The organism is Ligilactobacillus sp. RTP31139st1_D10_RTP31139_211217 (assembly GCF_040226755.1).
Lineage (GTDB): Bacteria > Bacillota > Bacilli > Lactobacillales > Lactobacillaceae > Ligilactobacillus > Ligilactobacillus animalis.
The window spans coordinates 100,214-117,894 of sequence record NZ_JBCOAR010000003.1; the positions used below are offsets into that span (position 1 = coordinate 100,214).

A 17,681-nucleotide genomic window follows, 5' to 3' on the forward strand; every position below is an offset into this window, starting at 1 on the left:
GTGGTCTAGAGTATAGGCAACATAAGTGGACCTTCGCATGGCCAAAGTTTTTCAAAGGATGTATTCTGGCCTTTGCGATCTATGCTATGCTCACATTCTATGCAAGAGATCAACTGGTCTTTATGAGCTGTGTCTTCATTGCCACACTCCAACTGCTCAGTCACCCCGATCAATAGCTCCACACAATAATAGCCAAGAAAAGATCGTAGTTGTTCTTTTTCTTAGCTATTATTGTGTTAAGAATTGAGTGGTTTACGCAAAACGTTCGGCTAGTATCTTGAATTTTTGCCGTGAGACTGGGCATTTCAGTCCGTTAACAAATGTCGCAGTCGCGTTCAACTTATCTAACATGTAGACATTTCCCGGGTTAAGAAGATAACTCTGATGACTTCGCCAGAGACGCGGATTTTCTTTTTCCAAAACATGCAAATTCTTAGGTACTTGGATCGTTTGTTTATCTACGAGCCACAAAACAGCAGCATGCGTGTTAGAGCAATGCGACTCCACATAACAGATCTATTCAAGTTCGACCTTGATGATCTTTCCCCGACATTTAAAACAAAGATCCGTAGCTTTTTCAAGCTCCTGCAAGGCGGCCATCAATTCTTGATACCACGTTTGGGCATAACAAAAAATAACTGCAGTTGCCTGTAATTGATAGCGATACATCCAAAAGCAAAGCTCTTTTTGATCAACTAAGAAAATAAATTTCTGACCTGGATTCAACTGCTGGCGCAACTTACAGGTCGCCAAAGTCTGTTGGCACAACTTCTGGGTCAAAACTACGATCCAGACTTGAGCTGACATCTTCTCTAACGCCTGAAGTTCGTCACAACAAGGAACCTTCGACAGATAATCCTTTAATTTAGCATTTGCATCTAACGACAATGCTGGCACAAAATACATAACCTCCATTTTTCATTCCCCCTTTAGCGTAATTTTAACGCAAAATCATCCCCGTGGGTAAAAATGTTTTGAATGAATTTTTCTAAGCCGCTGAAAAATACCGCTTCAAACCTAATTTCCACTGCCACCGTGAAACAATGTACAAAAACAACGTCAGTCCAGCTAATAGAGATAAACTTGTTAGTCCAGCATGCCTTTTGAGCAATAAAATCGGCAAATTGATCACTGTAAGGATGGGAATGAGCCAAGTAAAAATGATCTGCAGGCTCACTGGGAAAAATGCGCGGGTACGACTAAAGATCCCGACTAGATCTTCAACTATCCCACTCAAGGCGCTGGTCCGCACGATCCAAAAGGCACAGCCGATACACAATTGATTCAATAAAAAAACGACACAAACACCTAATAAACACGCTAAAAAATACCATACTAACTCGAAAAACGCTGGCTGATACTTGCTCAAAAATAAACTTGCGATCACTAAGGAAAAGCCCAGGTCAAAAAGACTGGGAATATCAAACCCTCCAAACGCTGTAAGCCAATAAGGGTCTACCGGTCTAAGTAATATCTGGTCTAATGCCCCAGTTAAGATCTTTTCGCTCAACTGCTCATGCCCCAAAACAAAGAAGAAATTATACCACGCCATGATCAGCGAAGCGGTCGTCACCAACAACAGATAATCGGTGCGATCCCAGCCCTTGACCGTAACATCACTTGAAAAGTAAATATATCCCGTCAACAATTCGATCCCATAAAATACTAATGCTAAAGCTAGCGTTAAACATCCCGTCGCACGGTAGATCATGAATTGTTTCCAACTTCTACTCCAAACACATTGCAAGATCCGCATCAACTCTCGACCCCCTCATACCGCTTTGTTCCCCGTAAAAAAGTGAACTTATAGATCATGGTCAGTAACATGATCCACCCAAGCACAGCTAAAAAGTAATTACTTGATCTCTCTAGCGCTAGTTGGCCAGTCATGATCCGCGCCGGGACATCGGTCACCAGCGAAAAAGGATTGTACTGGAGAAACCTAAATATCGCTTCGGGTAAGCTGCTCAGTGGAAAATACCGCCCACCTAGCATAAGATAACAAGCCGTCACAAAAGCGCGCAGAGGCCACAATTCCAATAGCCAAAAGGCCAGCATCCCAAATAATAGCATCAAACCATAAAACATCAGCAGGGCTAGTGCCAAATAAACTAATAGCCACAGCAAGCGCCACAACGACAGCTCTAGTGTCCATAACAAATACCCGATCACACCTAATTCCAGTAATAGACTCGACACTTGCGCCCCTAAAAAATGCACTAAACTCTCACCATATAGGGAAACTGGGCGCAATAACAGTGTTGATAAACGCCCGCTTTTGATCTGATCGGCCAATCTAAAAGCTGGCGCCACGCTAAATAACAACGCTAAAAGATTAGTACTCAAAAGATACAGACTCAACTGTTTGAGCGAATAGCCTTTGAGCATAAGAGCATCATTGGTGTATAGCGCCTGCCATACGGAAATATTGACTACTAGCTGTAACCCTAGCAAAATGTATTGCAACCAAAGATCTGTCCGGTACATCACTTTTTCTTTTAAACTCGTCCAAAAAATAACCGCATACTTCATCTTGCTTCCTCGATCAATTGACTGATCAGTTCTTCTAAGCTGACCCCACGTTGCTTGATCGTTAAAATATTTTCAGGCTCAAGCTCAGCTACCTTTGAAAAAAGTTCAGCTGCACTCCAAGTCACTTTAACGATCTGTCCTTTAGCCAAATACTCTACATCAAAGAGTTTTCTAGTCACCAAGTTGTTCACTAACTGATCACAGTCATCATCAAAGATCAGCGCTCCTTGATTTAAGATCAAGAGACGATCAGCTAGCTGTTCCATATCTTTGACATAGTGAGAAGTCGTCACGATCGTCGTCTTATTTTGCTGATTTTCGGCACGCAAGATCTTGTAGATTGCCTTTTGGGTCACTAGACCAAGGCCCAATGTCGGTTCATCTAAAAAAGATACTTGGGTTCATGTAGCAAAACCGCGATCAGCTCACACTTGACCATTTGTCCTAAAGATAGCTTTCTGACCGGCAGATAGATCAGGTCGGTCGCAGCCAGCTGTTCACTCAACCAGTTGAGCCGTGCATGGTATTGCTCAGCCCCAAGTTCATACAGCGCTGCCAACATATCGTATGTATCGATCGGTGGTAGATCCCAGATCAATTGCGAGCGTTGGCCTAATAAGACCCCGATCTGTTTTAAAAAATGGGGTCTGCGTTCATTAGGGAGCGCCTGGTCGATCACGATCGTTCCTTGGGCCAAGGGTAAGATCCCCGTCAGCAATTTGACTAGAATCGTCTTGCCTGCACCGTTGCGCCCGATCAAGCCGACCATCTCGCCTTCTCTGATCGTAAATGAGACATCAGCTACTGCCGTGACTTGTTGCTTTCTCCGTTTGAAAAAATCACGGATGACGCCATTTACACCTTGAGCCCGCGTAAATGTGGTGTATTGTAACGTTGCATGTTTGACCTCGATCATGTGCCCAGCCCCCTTTTTTTGTCACTAAGCTTAATGCAACAAAAAAAGCTCCGCAAGTGCAATACAGGATTTAGCACTTACAGAGCAGGATTTAGTTAATCAGCATTTCCAAATAAGGCTACGAGCTTGGCTGCCATTTCTGGATCGAGTTGATCAGCTAATGAAGCTTTATCACTATTATTTTGTTTAGCAACATCAGCATTTAGCGTGGAGCGTTGGCGCATCGATTCGATCACCGCTTGTTCGGCAACTTTAAGGGGTTCAACTTCTAATTTTCCACCAGCGGAATCGGCATGCCCACCACCACCAAAATATTCAGCGGCAAATTTAGCCACATCGAGCCGTCCATTAGAGCGTAAAGAAACACTGTGGCCATCGATCACTAAGGCTGCATCGACATCGTAACGTTTCAACAACGCATGCGCGATCTCCGACTTATAATCACTGGCATAGACAACGCCAAAGCTGTGCCCATCCAACTCACAGGTCTCAACATTTTTAAGGTGTTTTTCCAAATAACGCGTCCGTCTGCCAGCTAAGGTGTGGATCAACAGTTCGTTTGCTTGCCGGTAATCTTCCCAGCCTGTAGCAAAGACACTTTCGACAAAATTGCACGATTTACTCAACGGATAGAACCAAAATAGTTGATTCAATTCATCAGCTGCTTGTCTTTCTTCGACCGACATCAATGGATCATTTTGCCAATCCCAAGTATCATACGCCCGGATCAACTCTACCAATTCCGCCACTTGCGCCCGTTTCTTTTCCGGGATCTTCATAAAATCAGGCTTTTGGCTCAACCAATCATAGACCAAGCTGACCGCACTCGGATTTTTTCCCTCATCTAGTGGTTTGATGCAGTTTAGCGCATAGTTGTTCCGTAATTCTTCTTCGCTTTCATGATGGTCAAAGATCAACCAATGATTAGCGAAGCGTTGCTTGAGCTGTTGGAACGAATAATCGCTATCCGGTGTCATATCCATAATGTAGACATCGGTAAAGCGAGAAATATCGGGTTGTCGGAACCAATAGGATAATTCGCGATCAAGATTGCCTGCCGAACAAGTCGTTAGGTCAAATTCAACGTCCTTAAAAAGGTAAGGCGCTAGCGTCGTGATCAAGACGGGAGCTCCAAATCCGTCTAAGTCGTTATGCGAAAAAAGCTTGATATGTCGTGTCTTTTTCAAATGTAATTTCCTTTCTAAGATTACGCTCATTTTTTACTCTAGCCTAATTATACCCGTAGCAACGCTTTAAAAGCTAGTCTGTACATGTTATTATTTAAAGTATCGAAAAAACAGTGAGGAATATTACAATGTCATTTACACTTTATATGGTGCGCCATGGGCAAACGATCTTGAATAGTTATAACCGTCTCCAAGGCTGGTGTGACTCACCTTTAACGCAAAAAGGGGTCAACGATGCCAAAAGTGCGGGTAAGCATTTAGCCGACATCAAGTTCGACAAAGCTTATCATTCCGATACGACACGTGCCATGCGTACCTGCCATTTCATCTTAGAAAATAACCAACACTCCCAAGATATCGTGCCAAGTGAGCTCAAAAACTTCCGCGAACAAAGCTTTGGCTATTTCGAAGGTAACGACGCAGCTCAAACTTGGCTCATGGTCGGAGCATTACACGGTTGTCGCACATATAACGATATTTTAGAAAAATATAACCTAGGAAAAACGCGCGATCTCTTGCATGAGACCGATCCTTTCAAGGATGCCGAAAATGATGAACAGTATTGGGCCCGAATCAATGCCGGTTTTGAGCACCTACGTAAAAATACAGCGGACGGTCAAAAAGTGCTCTTAGTCAGCCACAGCATCACGATCAGAAGTATTGTCGATCATTTTGCCCCTGATCTAGGCGCTGAAAAATTAGGTCCTAAAAACGGTGCTGTCACAAAATTGACTGTGACTGACGATGATGTCAAAGTCGAATACTACAACCACTACTTAGATAGTGAAACTTATTAGCTAAAAAAGACCGAGTTTTGCGGTCTTTTTTTGTTGCATTCATTTTTATGTAAGCGTATTCTCCTAAGTGTAAATAAAATTCATAGTAAAGGTGGCAATCTATTATGAGTACAAAAGAAAATATCGTCGCAACTTTAGAAAAATTCGTTACCGAACTCAAACAGACCCAACCCGGTACCAAATTTACCGAATACATCGAAGAGACCGTTACAGCCTTTAAGAACAGTTCCGACGAAGCCTTTAAAGCTGAATTACATAAATTCACCAATATGGCGCCAGTCATCAAACATTCAACCCCAAAATTGAGTGAAAAAGCTAATGAATTGTTCGATAAACTGCAAACTTTAGCGCAAAAATAAGCCGGTCAGCGCTAAATAAATAAACGCGGGATCCATCCATCGTGGGTCCCGCGTTTATTTATCTAAAAATGCGTACTGCCCGCATAGCCTAACATCACAAACATGATCAGCCAAAGCGAAAAGACTAGTAAAAAGATATTATAACTCAGATTGAATAGGCGATTCAGTCTAAAAGGCTTTGCCATATCTAAACGCCAACTAAAATACAACTGAAAGAGCGTAAAGATCACTAATAAGCCTAAGATCCAATATTTCATCGTCTGATCATTGGCTTGGATCGGCACCAACAAATACGCTAAGATCAAAAGCAACAAAGTATTGATACTTACCCCTAGCAAATACTTGTTCTTACGCCGTCTGATGGCCAACATCCAGGCTAGGCCAGCTGTTATCAAAGTCAAAATAACCAGGGAAATACCCAGATATATATCACTTTTGTTAAAAGTTTTAGCGATCACATGACTGATATTATGGTGTTTTTCGATCGCCTGTGGACTAAAATACACTGCGAGTTGTTGTTTGACTTGCGCAGGTGCTACTCTTTGCGCCAGCAGACTGGCAGCCGTCCCGCTGACAAACGCCGTACTATACGCATCACCAGTGACCTTCTGGATCCGATTATCCATTCCCAATGCTAGTTGTTCAGCTGGAGCATAGTAGGTCCGCCCCCTGTCCAGTAGCTCGAAATACTCGTTAAACGTTCCGACCGTGGCAACTCCTCTTATCTGCCCCAAACGCTTGTCCGCAGTAAAAAATAAGCCTCCCTGCGCGAGATACTTATTTACCAGTGCTTTTATCTGTGGCGTTATTTGGTCGACTTTAAAACTGAGATCTAAAACTTCAACGCGATCACTTAAAGCCTGTTGCAAAGCGGCTTGTAGCGCGTGACTAGTGGTATCTACTTTATATGAATAGAGTTTAACATTAGGCGCTAAACCGATCATTTTATAGTGGTTATCTTTAGCTCCGATAATACTCGCGATCTTAGTTCCCTGACCGGTCTGATCAAATGGCTCATTTTGCCCCGAAAGATCGTAAGCAGCTGCGATATTTAATTCATGTCCTACTTTAGGTGAAATCCCTGAGTCAATGATACCGACGCTGACATTTTTTTGGTGCGCTTTAGTTAGATCGATCTTAGGGTAATACAAAGAAACAGCATACCCAGCCTGTTCATGCTTCAACGCAAATTCGCCCGTATGTCCGATCGGTTTACTCACTAAGCCATTACGATAATAAAAACAAATAACTAATGCCAAAAGCAACATTACACAACTGAGCTTTTGGAAAAATTTCACCTAACTCACCACCCTCAATTTAGACCATTTTCATCCCTAAGTATAGCAAGTCTTCACATCTAAAAACAATACTTTTTTAATAAAAAAAGGTTTTAAACAGAATGCTCTGCTTAAAACCTAATTTTACTATAGTAAGACTGCTTCACAGATCAACTGCAAAATAAATAAGACACTCAATAAACATAATAATGGATTTAATTTATCCATTTTACGTGCCGCAAATTTTACCAATGGATAAGCTGCAAACCCAAAGGCTAAACCAACTGAGATCGAGCCGGTCAACGGGATCAACACGATGATCAAAAAGGCCGGGAACCATTCTGAAAAATCGTCAAAATCCAAGGCTTTCAACTGTTGCATCATGATCGCTCCTGTAATGATGATCACCGGTGCGATCGCCGCTTGCGGAACATAGCTGAGCAGTGGGATAAAGAATAATGACAAGACAAACATTGCGCCACTGACGAGCGTCATCAAGCCCGTCTTGCCACCAGATTCGATCCCGGCGGCACTTTCAGCTGCGGCAACGGTCGGACTTGTGCCTAAGAAGCCTGAACAAAATGTCGCTACCGAGCTAGCTTCAAACGTCTTTTTAAATTTCTTCGCATCTGGTAATAAACCTTCTAAGATCCCCATCGATTCGAAGATCAAGATCATCGACATCGAAAAAACTGCCAAGAGGAATTTCAAAGAAAACAAGCTACTAAAATCACCTTGAAATAAGAGTGCACTGTACTTACCCAGATCAGCTAAACTGACCTTAGGCGGATCTTGAAGTCCAACCTTAAAGACCACACCCAAGGCACTCGTTACAACGATCCCGATCATAAAACTTCCCTTAGTTCTCTTTAGATATAAAACTAGGGTCAAAGCTAAACCAAATAAGGCTAAAAGCGCTTCTGGATCAGTTAGGTGTCCTACAGCTAAGAGTGAGCGGGAGCCACCTTGTTGGATCAATTTGGCTTTCTCTAGGCCTAAAGTAACTAAAAACAGCCCGATCCCCGCTGTGATCCCGATCTTTAACTCTTGGGGGATCGCTTCAGATAGTTTCTCGCTCGCCTTGCTGAAGGCTACCAGCATGTACAATACACTACTGATGATCGAGATCGCGATCGCTTGTTGCCAATTTAAGTGCATTCCGACCACTAAAGTATAGGTGAAGAAGGCATTGATCCCCATTCCTGGAGTGATGATGATCGGAGCATTTGCCCAAAGCCCCATGATCAAACACCCTAGCGCCGAAGAAAAGATCGTCGCAAACACACTCAAAGTTGCTGGGATATGGGCATCAGCCAAGATCAGTGGATTTACGATGATGATATATGAGATCGCAAAAAAGCCCGTTAGCCCCGCAATGATCTCCGTCTTTTTTGCTTGCTTAGTCAAATTTTTAAAATTAGCTAACACTTTCGCCCCTCGTTTCTATTATTTTTTAACACATTATTCAATTCTAGCAAAAATTTTAGCCAACTACCAAAATTGATTTTTTCGATCTACTTCATATTAAAAAAAGTAATATCGTCCTTTGAAACAAATTCTAATCATCTTATCATAAAACAAGGACCACTATGCTGAGTCCTCGTTATTTGCTTATTTATTACCAAAAATAGCGCAGGATCGAAAATAACATTACTCCAGCCAAGACCAATTTCATCACTAAGACGATCACTCGCCGGCGCCAATTAGGCTTTTTTTCGACGGGAATGTCTTTTCTGACCTTTTCCATTCGTTTTGCGATCCCTTCTCTTAACGGATCTTCACTCATCAGCTTAGCTCCCTAACACTTCTTGATACATTGCCACCGATCCCATCTCAGCTTGCTGTCTTTGGGCTGCCAAGAGGGTATCTAAATATGCTCGGTCACTTGCTGCTCGTTTTAGCTTTTGGACCATCTGCTTGAGTTGATCGCTGTTAGTCAGGATAAAGATCTGCTTTCGTTGCTCATTTTCACGTTTCTTTTTATACCCGAATTGTCAAATTAAGTTAGAAAAGAGATAAGTGTTCATTTGTAAATTTAATTAAAATAAACTTTTATTATTTTGCGTTCAATGTATATCATCTAAATAAATTTACGTTTATCGACCTGTAAATAAATTGCGATAAATCTATAAAAGACTTGCTCTTACTGGCAAATATCCTTATCTTTATATATAGGTAATTATAAAAAGTCGGGTCACAGAAAGTTAAAATGTAAGAGACCACAATGACAATTATTTTCATTACGAAAGGAAAAGCTATATTTCTCTCTCAAACACGTGTTGTTTGCTTACATTCTATATAGCAGGCTAATTATGAAATTCATCGCTATCGTTGGTACTAACGCTACAAAATCCTACAACCGTAAGCTCCTTCAGTTCATGAGTTCACATTTTGCTACGCAAGCGCAGATCGAAGTGACTGAGATAAAAGACATCCCACTCTTTTGCGAAGATTACGAACAGACGCCCCAAAGTGTTTTAGATTTAGCTCAAAAGATCGAAGCTTCTGATGGAGTGATCTTTGGAACCCCTGAATATGACCATGATATTCCAGCAGCTTTAAAATCAGTGATCGAATGGCTCTCTTGGAAAGTCCACCCGCTAACAAAACGTCCGGTAATGATCGTCGGTGCTTCCCTAGGTAATTTGGGTACCGTCCAAGCCCAAGAGAGTTTGCGGCGGATCCTTGATTCTCCTGGTCTGGGTTCTTTTGTATTGCCAGGCTTCCAATTTTTACTTGGCCGTGCGGAAAATGCCTTTGATGAAAAAGGATGTTTGATCGATCAAGGGACGATTTCCTGGTTAGAACAATGCTTTAATGGCTTCATCCACTATGCAACTGCGCTTGAAAAATTGCAACATGCTCAACAAGCACAGGCCAAAAACGAACACATCCCGACCACTCCAGCACTTAAACAGCAAGAAGCTAAAAGTGCCTTACAAGCACTTGATCGGATCGATACTACTACTGGCGCTTCAGAAACTGCCGATATGAGTTTTGAAGAAGCTAATGGGATCAATTTTGTCCTAGACGACGATACCGAGTTTAGTTTCCCAGATGAACAAACGGGCGCCTCAGAAACAGCTACAAAACCAGAAACGGTCACCGAAGAACTGCCAGCTTTGATCTATACTGAAGATGCCTTGACTAGCGCTTCAGAATCGACTCCAGCGCCAAAAGAAGAGCCAGTTCCCGCTCCTGCCCAAGTTGACACAACAACGGGGGCATCTGAAGGCTGATGGAAGATCTAGCACATAAAACTATCCACAAAACTTATCGTGGCTTGGGGACAAACATCTACTTAACTGCTTTTGGGAGTGCTAAAGTAAGTGACCTTGATGATAGTTACGCTCTTCTCCAAGCCTACGAGACTGCCTTGACTGTTAATCGCTCTACTTCAGAACTGATGGACGTCAATGATGCAGCTGGGATCAAGCCCGTTGCTGTCAGTGACTCAACTTATCAGCTGACTAAACTTGCGATCAAGACCAGCCAAGAAAATTTTGGGTTTAACGCTTTGATCGGACCACTCGTCAAATTGTGGAAGATCGGTTTTAGTGGGGCCAATGTTCCACCTAAAGAAGCGATCGCCTCACAGCTTTCTTTGATCGATCCTACCCAAGTCGAATTAGATGATGATAAATTCACGATCTTTTTAAAACAAGCAGGCATGCAACTTGACCTTGGTGCGATCGCTAAGGGCTATATCGCTGATCGGATCCAAGATCTCTGGGCTGCCAAAGGGATCAGCAGTGGGATGATCAATCTTGGTGGCAATCTATTGCTCAAAGGACTGGCACCACATCATCCAGATGGGTTATGGCGGATCGGTATCCAAGATCCATTCACTAAACGGGGCAATTCGATCCTCTCAGTCAAATACGGTCCCTGTTCAGCTGTCACCAGTGGCATCTATGAACGCCTGTTGAAAACTAACGGCAAAACTTATCATCACATTCTTGACCCTAAAACAGGTTATCCACATGAGAATAACTTAGCTAGTGTCACTGTTTTTACTAAAACATCGGTCCAAGCCGAGATCGAAACGACGCGGCTTTTCTTTGCCGACGGTCCGCAACCCGATTGGCAACCGACCTCCGAAGTCTATGGTGCTATTTTTATTACTAAAGATAGAACGATCCAGATCTGTGGGCTTGAGCCAGCCGATGTTTTTCTATTAGATGATTCTTTTAAGTTAGAATTCAAATAAAATATCACTGAATAAACAATAAGGAAGCTACCACGATGTAAATTCATCGTAGTAGCTCCCTTGTTTGCTTTATACAAAAAACCGAGCCCCTCGCACTTGCGAGCAACTCGGTTATGATACTACTATTTTTTCTTTTTACTCTTGAGAGCTTTGCGTTTAGCTTTTTCAAGTTTACGTTGACGGGCTTTTTCAGCTCGTTTCTTTTCTTCACGTTCACGTTGGATCTTAAACGGATTATTGATCACAAGTGTTTGAACAACTGAAAAGGCGTTTGTGATCACCCAGTACAATGAAAGGGCTGCAGGCACGTTTAACGCGGTAAAGAAGATGATCAGTGGCATCCCATAAGTCATCATCGTTGTCATCATGTTTTGCTCTGGTTGAGATTTAACACTTAACCAAGACGTTGCAAACGTAAATAACGCTGCTAACACTGGCAAGATGAAGTATGGGTCACGCCCACCTAATTGCATCCACAAGAAATGCCCCGTCTTCAAAGTTTCTGACCGGTAGATCGCTTGATACAAGGCGATCAAGATCGGCATTTGAACTAAGATCGGTAAACATCCAGCGACTGGATTGACTCCAGCCTCAGCATAGAGCTTTTGTTGTTCTTCCCGCATCTTTTGCATGGATTCAACATCTCTATCTGGATATTTAGCTTGCAATTCCTTTAATTTTGGTTGCAATTCACTTGTTTTACGCATACTGCGCATTTGATAGATCATCAACGGTAAGATCACGATCCGTACGATGATCGTAAAGACCACGATCCCCCAGCCATAATTATGGCCAAAAATGTTGCTCAAGGCTTCGATCGCCCGAATAAAGTTCCATACGATGTAATGATCCCAGATCCCAGTACTTTGGGCATTGACTGGATCAGTACTACAGCCGCTCAAAAAGAGCATTAAACCTAAAACGCTAATGACAGCGGCTAGTCTTTTCCCTTGCTTCATTTGCATTTACCTCACTTCGCAAATTGGTCATCCGACAATACTCTTGCCAAGTGCAAGACATGGATCAAATTCTTCTTTGCATCAGCTGTTGAAATTCCAGCAGCACTTGGGCGCGCGATCACGATAAAATCGCAATCTTGTTTTAGCTGCGGCTTTAATTCGGTCAAGCTCTGACGAATCCGACGCTTGACCCAGTTACGTGCGACAGCATTCCCAATTTTCTTGCCGACGGAAATTCCGACGCGAAAATGCTTTTGCTCGGGCTTTTCGATCATGTAGACCACAAACATGCGGTTCGCACATGACTTACCCTGGGTAAAGACTTCTTGGAACTCCGCTTCCTTCTTGACGCGGTATGATTTTTTCATAACCCATCTCCAAATGATTTGAAAAGTCCGCATACACTAAAAAAGACCACTGACGGTCCAGTGGCCTATGCAGACAATACTTTTCTACCTTTACGGCGTCTACGTGCTAACACATTACGACCGTTGCTTGTACTCATGCGTTTACGGAAACCGTGTACGCGTTGGCGATGGCGTTTCTTAGGTTGGTAAGTTCTTTTCACAACAGAACACCTCCTTTTATACAATGTTACTTAATATCCTACAAAAAAAGTAGCTTGATGTCAAGTTCAGACTTACTTTGTAATACTACCATATCTTAGCTAAAATTCAAAGTTTTTTTTCAGTTTTCTCGGCAAAAAAGTAGCTGATTTTTATGCACATTTTATCCACTTTTGCGTTTTTTGGCTGTCGATAAAATTTTTACATCCACAGCGTAATCCCCAAAAGCATCCACAAATCACAGCCTGTCAATTTCTCCCTGTCAATTTGTAAATAACCCTATGTGTATAACTCATATATCTCTTTGATACCAAGGTTTATAGCTTTTGAAATTTTCTGTGCATAACTTTTTAAAATAATTTAACTATCCACACTTTTTTACAACTTGTGGATAACTTAATTAACAACCTGTGATTTATTTTTTACTTTTTTTACCCAACCTGTGGAAAACATTTTTTTTTAATGCTACAATAGGAGCATGCAAAATTTATCAAAAAGGAGGGATCTTAGTGCTCGATCTTGAAACTTTATGGCAGTATATTCGCGATAAATTCGAAGCTGAATTTTCGCCGATCGCATTTACCACTTGGATCGCATCTGCACGACCACTACAGCTCACCGATAATACTTTGGTCGTTGAAGTGGCTTCTAAATTGCACCAAGACTACTGGAAACAAAACATTATTCCTCAGATCACTTCACTGCTTGCAGATAATCTTTCAACTAAGATCACGATCCTAGTTAAGACGGTTGACGAGCCCAATCCCTTGGTCGAAGCTGAGACTGAACCCGAAGTCAGGTCACTTGAAGCAAAGCAACCTGTACCTAAAAAAAGCACTCCACTAAATGACAAATATACTTTTGAATCATTTGTGGTCGGCAAAGGTAATCAATTGGCCCACGCAGCCGCACTTGCAGTGGCTGAAGAGCCTGGTGTCTTCTATAATCCGTTGTTCTTTTATGGGGGAGTTGGTTTAGGTAAGACCCACTTGATGCATGCGATCGGACATCAGATGTTAGAAAATAACCCTAACGCCCGTGTCAAATACGTAACTAGCGAATCTTTCGCCAATGATTTCATCAACTCGATCAAGTCTAAGCATCAGGAAGAGTTTCGCCAAGAATATCGCAATGTTGATCTCTTATTGGTCGATGATATCCAATTTTTCTCAGATAAAGTTGGGACACAAGAGGAATTTTTCCATACATTCAATGCTCTTTACGATGATAAAAAGCAGATCGTTCTTTCTTCAGATCGCCTACCAAACGAGATCCCTAAGCTGCAACAACGCTTAGTCTCACGTTTTAAATGGGGCTTATCGGTTGATATCACCCCACCCGACTTGGAAACTCGGATCGCGATTTTACGTAACAAAGCCGAAGCCGAACACCTACAAGTCCCTGACGATACCTTGAGCTATATTGCCGGGCAGATCGACTCCAACATCCGTGAATTGGAAGGAGCATTGATGCGCGTCCAAGCTTATGCTAAGCTAAATGGTCAGCCCGTTTCAACGAGCTTAGCTGCAGAAGCTTTGCAAAGCTTAAATGGTGCCCCACAGGACAAAGAACTTTCGATCGCGATGATCCAAGAAAAAGTTGCGAAGTTTTTCCACGTGACTGTGGCGGAACTCAAAGGAAAAAAACGGGTCAAAACGATCGTGATCCCACGCCAGATCGCAATGTATCTCGCGCGTGAATTGACCGAAGCCTCACTACCTAAGATCGGACAGGAATTTGGGGGCAAAGATCATACCACGGTCATTCATGCACATGAAAAGATCAGTGAAGCGCTCAAGAGCGATGACGAGCTCAAAAAAGATGTCGATAAATTACGAGCTGAATTACGCAGTTAACAACGACCTGTGGATCAATGTGGATAAACCTCAACAGTTATCCACAAGTTATCAACAAGCGATTTCTTAGCTTTTCAAAGGGTTTGGACTTTTTCCACAGTATGAACAGCCCCTACTATTACTACTAACTTTATTAATAATATATATTTAACCACCAGGAGGAATTTTGCCTTATGAAATTTACGGTACATAGAACAGCTTTCATCCAATATCTAAATGATGTTCAACGTGCTATCTCATCCAAAGCAGCCTTAGAGATCTTATCTGGGATCAAGCTCGATCTATCTGAAGACGGTTTGACAATGACAGGTAGTAATTCGGATATCTCGATCGAAACAGTGATCTCGATCGCAGATGAAAATGCAGCTTTGAACATTGAAAAAACAGGAAGCGTAGTTTTACCCGCTCGTTTCTTCAATGAGATCGTTAAAAAGTTACCAGAAGATAGCTTGAGTGTTGAAGTAAATGATCGTTTCCAAGCCACGATCAGATCTGGTTCAGCAGAATTTATCATCAACGGTCTAGATCCCGATGATTATCCACATTTACCAGAGATCGATTCACGGGAACAATTGACGTTACCAGGCGATGTGCTAAAACAAGTTATCAACCAAACTGTGATCGCAGCTTCCAAGCAAGAAACACGTCCGATCTTGACAGGGATCCATTTAGCGATCAAGGATGGTCAACTTTTAGCTGTGGCAACTGACTCACACCGTTTGAGCCAACGAAAACTCACTTTAAATGGTGATAGTGCTGCTGATTACGATATCATCGTCCCAGGGCAATCAATGAATGAATTAGCTAAGATGTTAGGTGATCTAAGTGAAGACATCGAGATCCAGATCTCAGAAAATCAGATCCTCTTCATCTTGGGCAATACTTCCTTCTACTCGCGTTTACTTGAAGGTAATTACCCTGACACTGAACGTTTGATCCCACAAAACTCAACAACAACTTTAGAGATCAACGCGCCTGCTTTCTTACGTGCAATCGAACGTGCTTCATTGCTTTCCCACGAAGGTCGCAATAATGTGGTCAAATTGTCGATGCAAGCTGGTACAAGCCAAGCAACGCTTTACAGCAATTCTCCTGAAGTCGGGAATGTTGAAGAAGAATTGACTTTCAACAAATTGGAAGGAAATGATCTAGATATCTCCTTTAACCCTGACTATATGAAAGATGCTTTGCGCTCCTTTGGTCAAAGTGAAGTGACATTGAACTTCACGATGCCATTGCGTCCATTTATCTTGGTCCCAAGTGAAGCTCAAGGCGAATTCATCCAATTGATCACCCCAGTTCGAACAGTCTAAAATATTTGTGCTTTAGAGGCTAAAAGCGAGTGGTAATTTGACCGCTCGCTTTTTATTTTTCTCTGAAAGGTATAAATGGAATTTAGAACGCATATATTCAATTTCTGGGCAGGTTTTACTGTCTAGGGTGTCATAACACTCAGATAGGTCAAATTAGCTCAGAACGCGTTTAATTGGTTTCCATGATTGTGTTTAGTTTTTAAAAAAGGTATAATTTAATGAGTACTAAAAGGAAAGCGAGGCATTTTTTTGAAAGAAGAAATTCACTTAAAAACACCGCATATCACCTTAGGCCAGTTGCTTAAAATTGCGGATCTAGTTTCTTCTGGCGGTCAGGCAAAGTGGTTCTTACAAGAATACGCTGCTGACATCTTGGTCAATGGTGAGCCAGAAAACCGCCGTGGACGCAAGCTTTATCCTGGGGATAGTGTTGAGATCAAAGATCAAGGCAGCTATCTATTGAAAGAAAGCTAGCTAAGACAATGTATTTAGAAGAGCTGGAACTTCGCAATTTCCGTAACTATCAAACGGTAGCGGTCAAATTTTCACCCCAGATAAATGTCTTGATCGGAAAAAACGCTCAGGGCAAAACTAATCTGTTAGAGGCGATCTATGTTTTAGCAATGGCGCGTAGCCACCGGACCAATAATGATCGTGAGTTGATCAGCTTTAAACAAAAAGAGGCATATTTAAGTGGACGGGTGATGCGGAAGTTAGGCAGCTTACCCTTAGAGATCAGTTTGAGCCGTAAGGGTAAGAAGGCCAAAGTCAATCATCTCGAGCAAGCTCGCTTATCTCAGTATATCGGTAACTTGAACGTGATCTTATTTGCGCCCGAAGACCTCAGCTTGGTCAAGGGATCACCTGCGATCAGACGGCGGTTCATCGATATGGAATTTGGTCAGATCGATCCACGCTACCTCTATAATTTGACGCGGTACCGCACGATCTTAAAGCAACGAAATAATTATCTAAAACAACTCCAGCAAAAAAAGGCAACGGATACGCTCTATTTAGAGGTCTTATCGGAACAATTAGCCCAATTTGCTGGGGCGATCATTGTGAAACGACTAGAATTTTTAGCGGAACTTGAGCGCTATGCAAAAGAGATCCATAGTCAGATAACACAGGACAAAGAGCAGTTAGCTTTTAGTTATGAAAGTAGCTTGAAAGAACCAAGCGAGGCTACTGAAAATGAAATTACCGAAGCATTAAAAAAAGGTTTTGCAGATTTACAACAAAAAGAAATTTTTCAAGGTACGACCCTTTTAGGCCCACATCGCGATGATGTTGTTTTTAAGATCAACGGACAAAATGTTCAGATCTATGGTTCACAGGGACAACAGCGGACCACAGCTTTATCGGTCAAATTGGCAGAGATCGAATTGATGAAAAATAAGACGGGCGAATATCCGATCTTATTACTTGATGATGTGTTGTCTGAGCTTGACGGCAATCGTCAAACACATTTGTTAAAGACGATCCAAGGGCGCGTCCAGACCTTTTTAACGACACCTGGATTAAATGATATTACGCAACAGTTGATCAAAGAACCAAAGATTTTTCATATTGATGATGGCCAGATTTCTGAAAATTCAGAAATGGCTGAAAATCATATCGACTGGGTTTCAGAAGACAAAAATAAAGTTGTTACATTTTATCCAAAAAATGAAAAATCCAAGAAAGGACAGTCTACATAAGAGATGTAG

The 17,681-nt window shown here is 42.1% G+C and carries 22 protein-coding genes; 8 read left to right on the top strand and 14 right to left on the bottom strand.

Annotated features, from left to right (window positions below):
* Window positions 1-252: 252 nt before the first annotated feature.
* From ABT996_RS02800 to ABT996_RS02830, 7 genes are all read right to left on the bottom strand, one after another.
* Entirely contained in the window at window positions 253-507 is a 255-nt protein-coding gene (locus tag ABT996_RS02800) for a LytTR family DNA-binding domain-containing protein (protein ID WP_237745240.1), read from the bottom strand.
* A 9-nt stretch (window positions 508-516) separates the two neighbouring features.
* Window positions 517-915, bottom strand: a complete 399-nt coding sequence (locus ABT996_RS02805) for a hypothetical protein (protein ID WP_225361382.1) — start codon at window positions 913-915, stop codon at window positions 517-519.
* A 73-nt stretch (window positions 916-988) separates the two neighbouring features.
* The gene (locus ABT996_RS02810; protein ID WP_035447035.1) at window positions 989-1,756 is read right to left on the bottom strand and encodes an ABC-2 family transporter protein; all 768 of its coding nucleotides are present in this window, start codon (window positions 1,754-1,756) and stop codon (window positions 989-991) included.
* Window positions 1,756-2,532: an ABC-2 family transporter protein gene (locus ABT996_RS02815; protein ID WP_035447032.1), complete on the bottom strand. Its 777-nt coding sequence runs from the start codon at window positions 2,530-2,532 to the stop codon at window positions 1,756-1,758. Before ABT996_RS02815 ends, ABT996_RS02810 begins: the two co-directional genes overlap by 1 nt.
* Window positions 2,529-2,888 (bottom strand): ATP-binding cassette domain-containing protein, encoded by a 360-nt coding sequence (locus ABT996_RS02820; protein WP_237745239.1) that lies wholly within the window; start codon window positions 2,886-2,888, stop codon window positions 2,529-2,531. Before ABT996_RS02820 ends, ABT996_RS02815 begins: the two co-directional genes overlap by 4 nt.
* 26 nt (window positions 2,889-2,914) lie before the next feature.
* Window positions 2,915-3,448 carry an ATP-binding cassette domain-containing protein gene (locus ABT996_RS02825; RefSeq protein ID WP_052006313.1) on the bottom strand — a complete coding sequence of 178 codons (534 nt, stop codon included), beginning with the start codon at window positions 3,446-3,448 and terminating at the stop codon, window positions 2,915-2,917.
* 95 nt (window positions 3,449-3,543) lie between these two features.
* Window positions 3,544-4,635: a DHHA1 domain-containing protein gene (locus ABT996_RS02830; protein WP_035447029.1), complete on the bottom strand. Its 1,092-nt coding sequence runs from the start codon at window positions 4,633-4,635 to the stop codon at window positions 3,544-3,546.
* A gap of 128 nt (window positions 4,636-4,763) precedes the next feature.
* Here ABT996_RS02830 and ABT996_RS02835 point away from each other — a divergent pair, with 128 nt between their 5' ends.
* Together ABT996_RS02835 and ABT996_RS02840 are read left to right on the top strand one after the other, a co-directional pair.
* The gene (locus ABT996_RS02835) at window positions 4,764-5,432 is read left to right on the top strand and encodes a histidine phosphatase family protein (RefSeq protein ID WP_035447027.1); all 669 of its coding nucleotides are present in this window, start codon (window positions 4,764-4,766) and stop codon (window positions 5,430-5,432) included.
* A 104-nt stretch (window positions 5,433-5,536) separates the two neighbouring features.
* Entirely contained in the window at window positions 5,537-5,791 is a 255-nt protein-coding gene (locus ABT996_RS02840; RefSeq protein ID WP_035447024.1) for a hypothetical protein, read from the top strand.
* Window positions 5,792-5,853: 62 nt separating this feature from the next.
* Here the strand turns inward: ABT996_RS02840 and ABT996_RS02845 are convergent, their stop codons facing one another.
* The 4 genes from ABT996_RS02845 to ABT996_RS02860 all read right to left on the bottom strand — a co-directional run bounded on the left by ABT996_RS02845 (window position 5,854) and on the right by ABT996_RS02860 (window position 8,981).
* Window positions 5,854-7,089, bottom strand: a complete 1,236-nt coding sequence (locus tag ABT996_RS02845) for a S8 family serine peptidase (RefSeq protein WP_035447021.1) — start codon at window positions 7,087-7,089, stop codon at window positions 5,854-5,856.
* Between the two features lie 126 nt (window positions 7,090-7,215).
* Window positions 7,216-8,496: an NCS2 family permease gene (locus tag ABT996_RS02850; RefSeq protein WP_010690073.1), complete on the bottom strand. Its 1,281-nt coding sequence runs from the start codon at window positions 8,494-8,496 to the stop codon at window positions 7,216-7,218.
* 190 nt (window positions 8,497-8,686) lie between these two features.
* Window positions 8,687-8,854, bottom strand: coding sequence for a hypothetical protein (locus ABT996_RS02855; protein WP_168731138.1), 168 nt, complete (start codon window positions 8,852-8,854; stop codon window positions 8,687-8,689).
* Window positions 8,855-8,858: 4 nt separating this feature from the next.
* Entirely contained in the window at window positions 8,859-8,981 is a 123-nt protein-coding gene (locus ABT996_RS02860; RefSeq protein WP_010690077.1) for a hypothetical protein, read from the bottom strand.
* Window positions 8,982-9,380: 399 nt separating this feature from the next.
* Between ABT996_RS02860 and ABT996_RS02865 the strand changes: the two genes are divergently transcribed.
* The gene (locus tag ABT996_RS02865) at window positions 9,381-10,307 is read left to right on the top strand and encodes an NADPH-dependent FMN reductase (RefSeq protein ID WP_035447019.1); all 927 of its coding nucleotides are present in this window, start codon (window positions 9,381-9,383) and stop codon (window positions 10,305-10,307) included.
* Window positions 10,307-11,278 carry an FAD:protein FMN transferase gene (locus ABT996_RS02870; RefSeq protein WP_010690080.1) on the top strand — a complete coding sequence of 324 codons (972 nt, stop codon included), beginning with the start codon at window positions 10,307-10,309 and terminating at the stop codon, window positions 11,276-11,278. The genes ABT996_RS02865 and ABT996_RS02870 overlap by 1 nt, the downstream gene beginning before the upstream one ends.
* Window positions 11,279-11,400: 122 nt before the next feature.
* Here the strand turns inward: ABT996_RS02870 and ABT996_RS02875 are convergent, their stop codons facing one another.
* From ABT996_RS02875 to rpmH, 3 genes are all read right to left on the bottom strand, one after another.
* Window positions 11,401-12,237, bottom strand: a complete 837-nt coding sequence (locus tag ABT996_RS02875) for a YidC/Oxa1 family membrane protein insertase (protein ID WP_010690081.1) — start codon at window positions 12,235-12,237, stop codon at window positions 11,401-11,403.
* An 11-nt stretch (window positions 12,238-12,248) separates the two neighbouring features.
* Complete coding sequence (rnpA, locus tag ABT996_RS02880; protein ID WP_004049716.1) at window positions 12,249-12,605, bottom strand: ribonuclease P protein component; 357 nt, start codon at window positions 12,603-12,605, stop codon at window positions 12,249-12,251.
* A gap of 65 nt (window positions 12,606-12,670) precedes the next feature.
* Complete coding sequence (gene rpmH, locus ABT996_RS02885; protein WP_003701411.1) at window positions 12,671-12,805, bottom strand: 50S ribosomal protein L34; 135 nt, start codon at window positions 12,803-12,805, stop codon at window positions 12,671-12,673.
* 507 nt (window positions 12,806-13,312) lie between these two features.
* On the opposite strand from rpmH, the gene dnaA reads away from it, so the two are divergent.
* From dnaA to recF, 4 genes are all read left to right on the top strand, one after another.
* Complete coding sequence (gene dnaA, locus ABT996_RS02890) at window positions 13,313-14,659, top strand: chromosomal replication initiator protein DnaA (protein WP_035447016.1); 1,347 nt, start codon at window positions 13,313-13,315, stop codon at window positions 14,657-14,659.
* A 173-nt stretch (window positions 14,660-14,832) separates the two neighbouring features.
* Window positions 14,833-15,972 (top strand): DNA polymerase III subunit beta, encoded by a 1,140-nt coding sequence (gene dnaN / locus ABT996_RS02895; RefSeq protein ID WP_010690095.1) that lies wholly within the window; start codon window positions 14,833-14,835, stop codon window positions 15,970-15,972.
* Between the two features lie 249 nt (window positions 15,973-16,221).
* The gene (gene yaaA / locus ABT996_RS02900; protein ID WP_010690097.1) at window positions 16,222-16,446 is read left to right on the top strand and encodes a S4 domain-containing protein YaaA; all 225 of its coding nucleotides are present in this window, start codon (window positions 16,222-16,224) and stop codon (window positions 16,444-16,446) included.
* An 8-nt stretch (window positions 16,447-16,454) separates the two neighbouring features.
* Window positions 16,455-17,672: a DNA replication/repair protein RecF gene (recF, locus tag ABT996_RS02905; protein WP_035447014.1), complete on the top strand. Its 1,218-nt coding sequence runs from the start codon at window positions 16,455-16,457 to the stop codon at window positions 17,670-17,672.
* The last annotated feature ends 9 nt before the right edge of the window (window positions 17,673-17,681 follow it).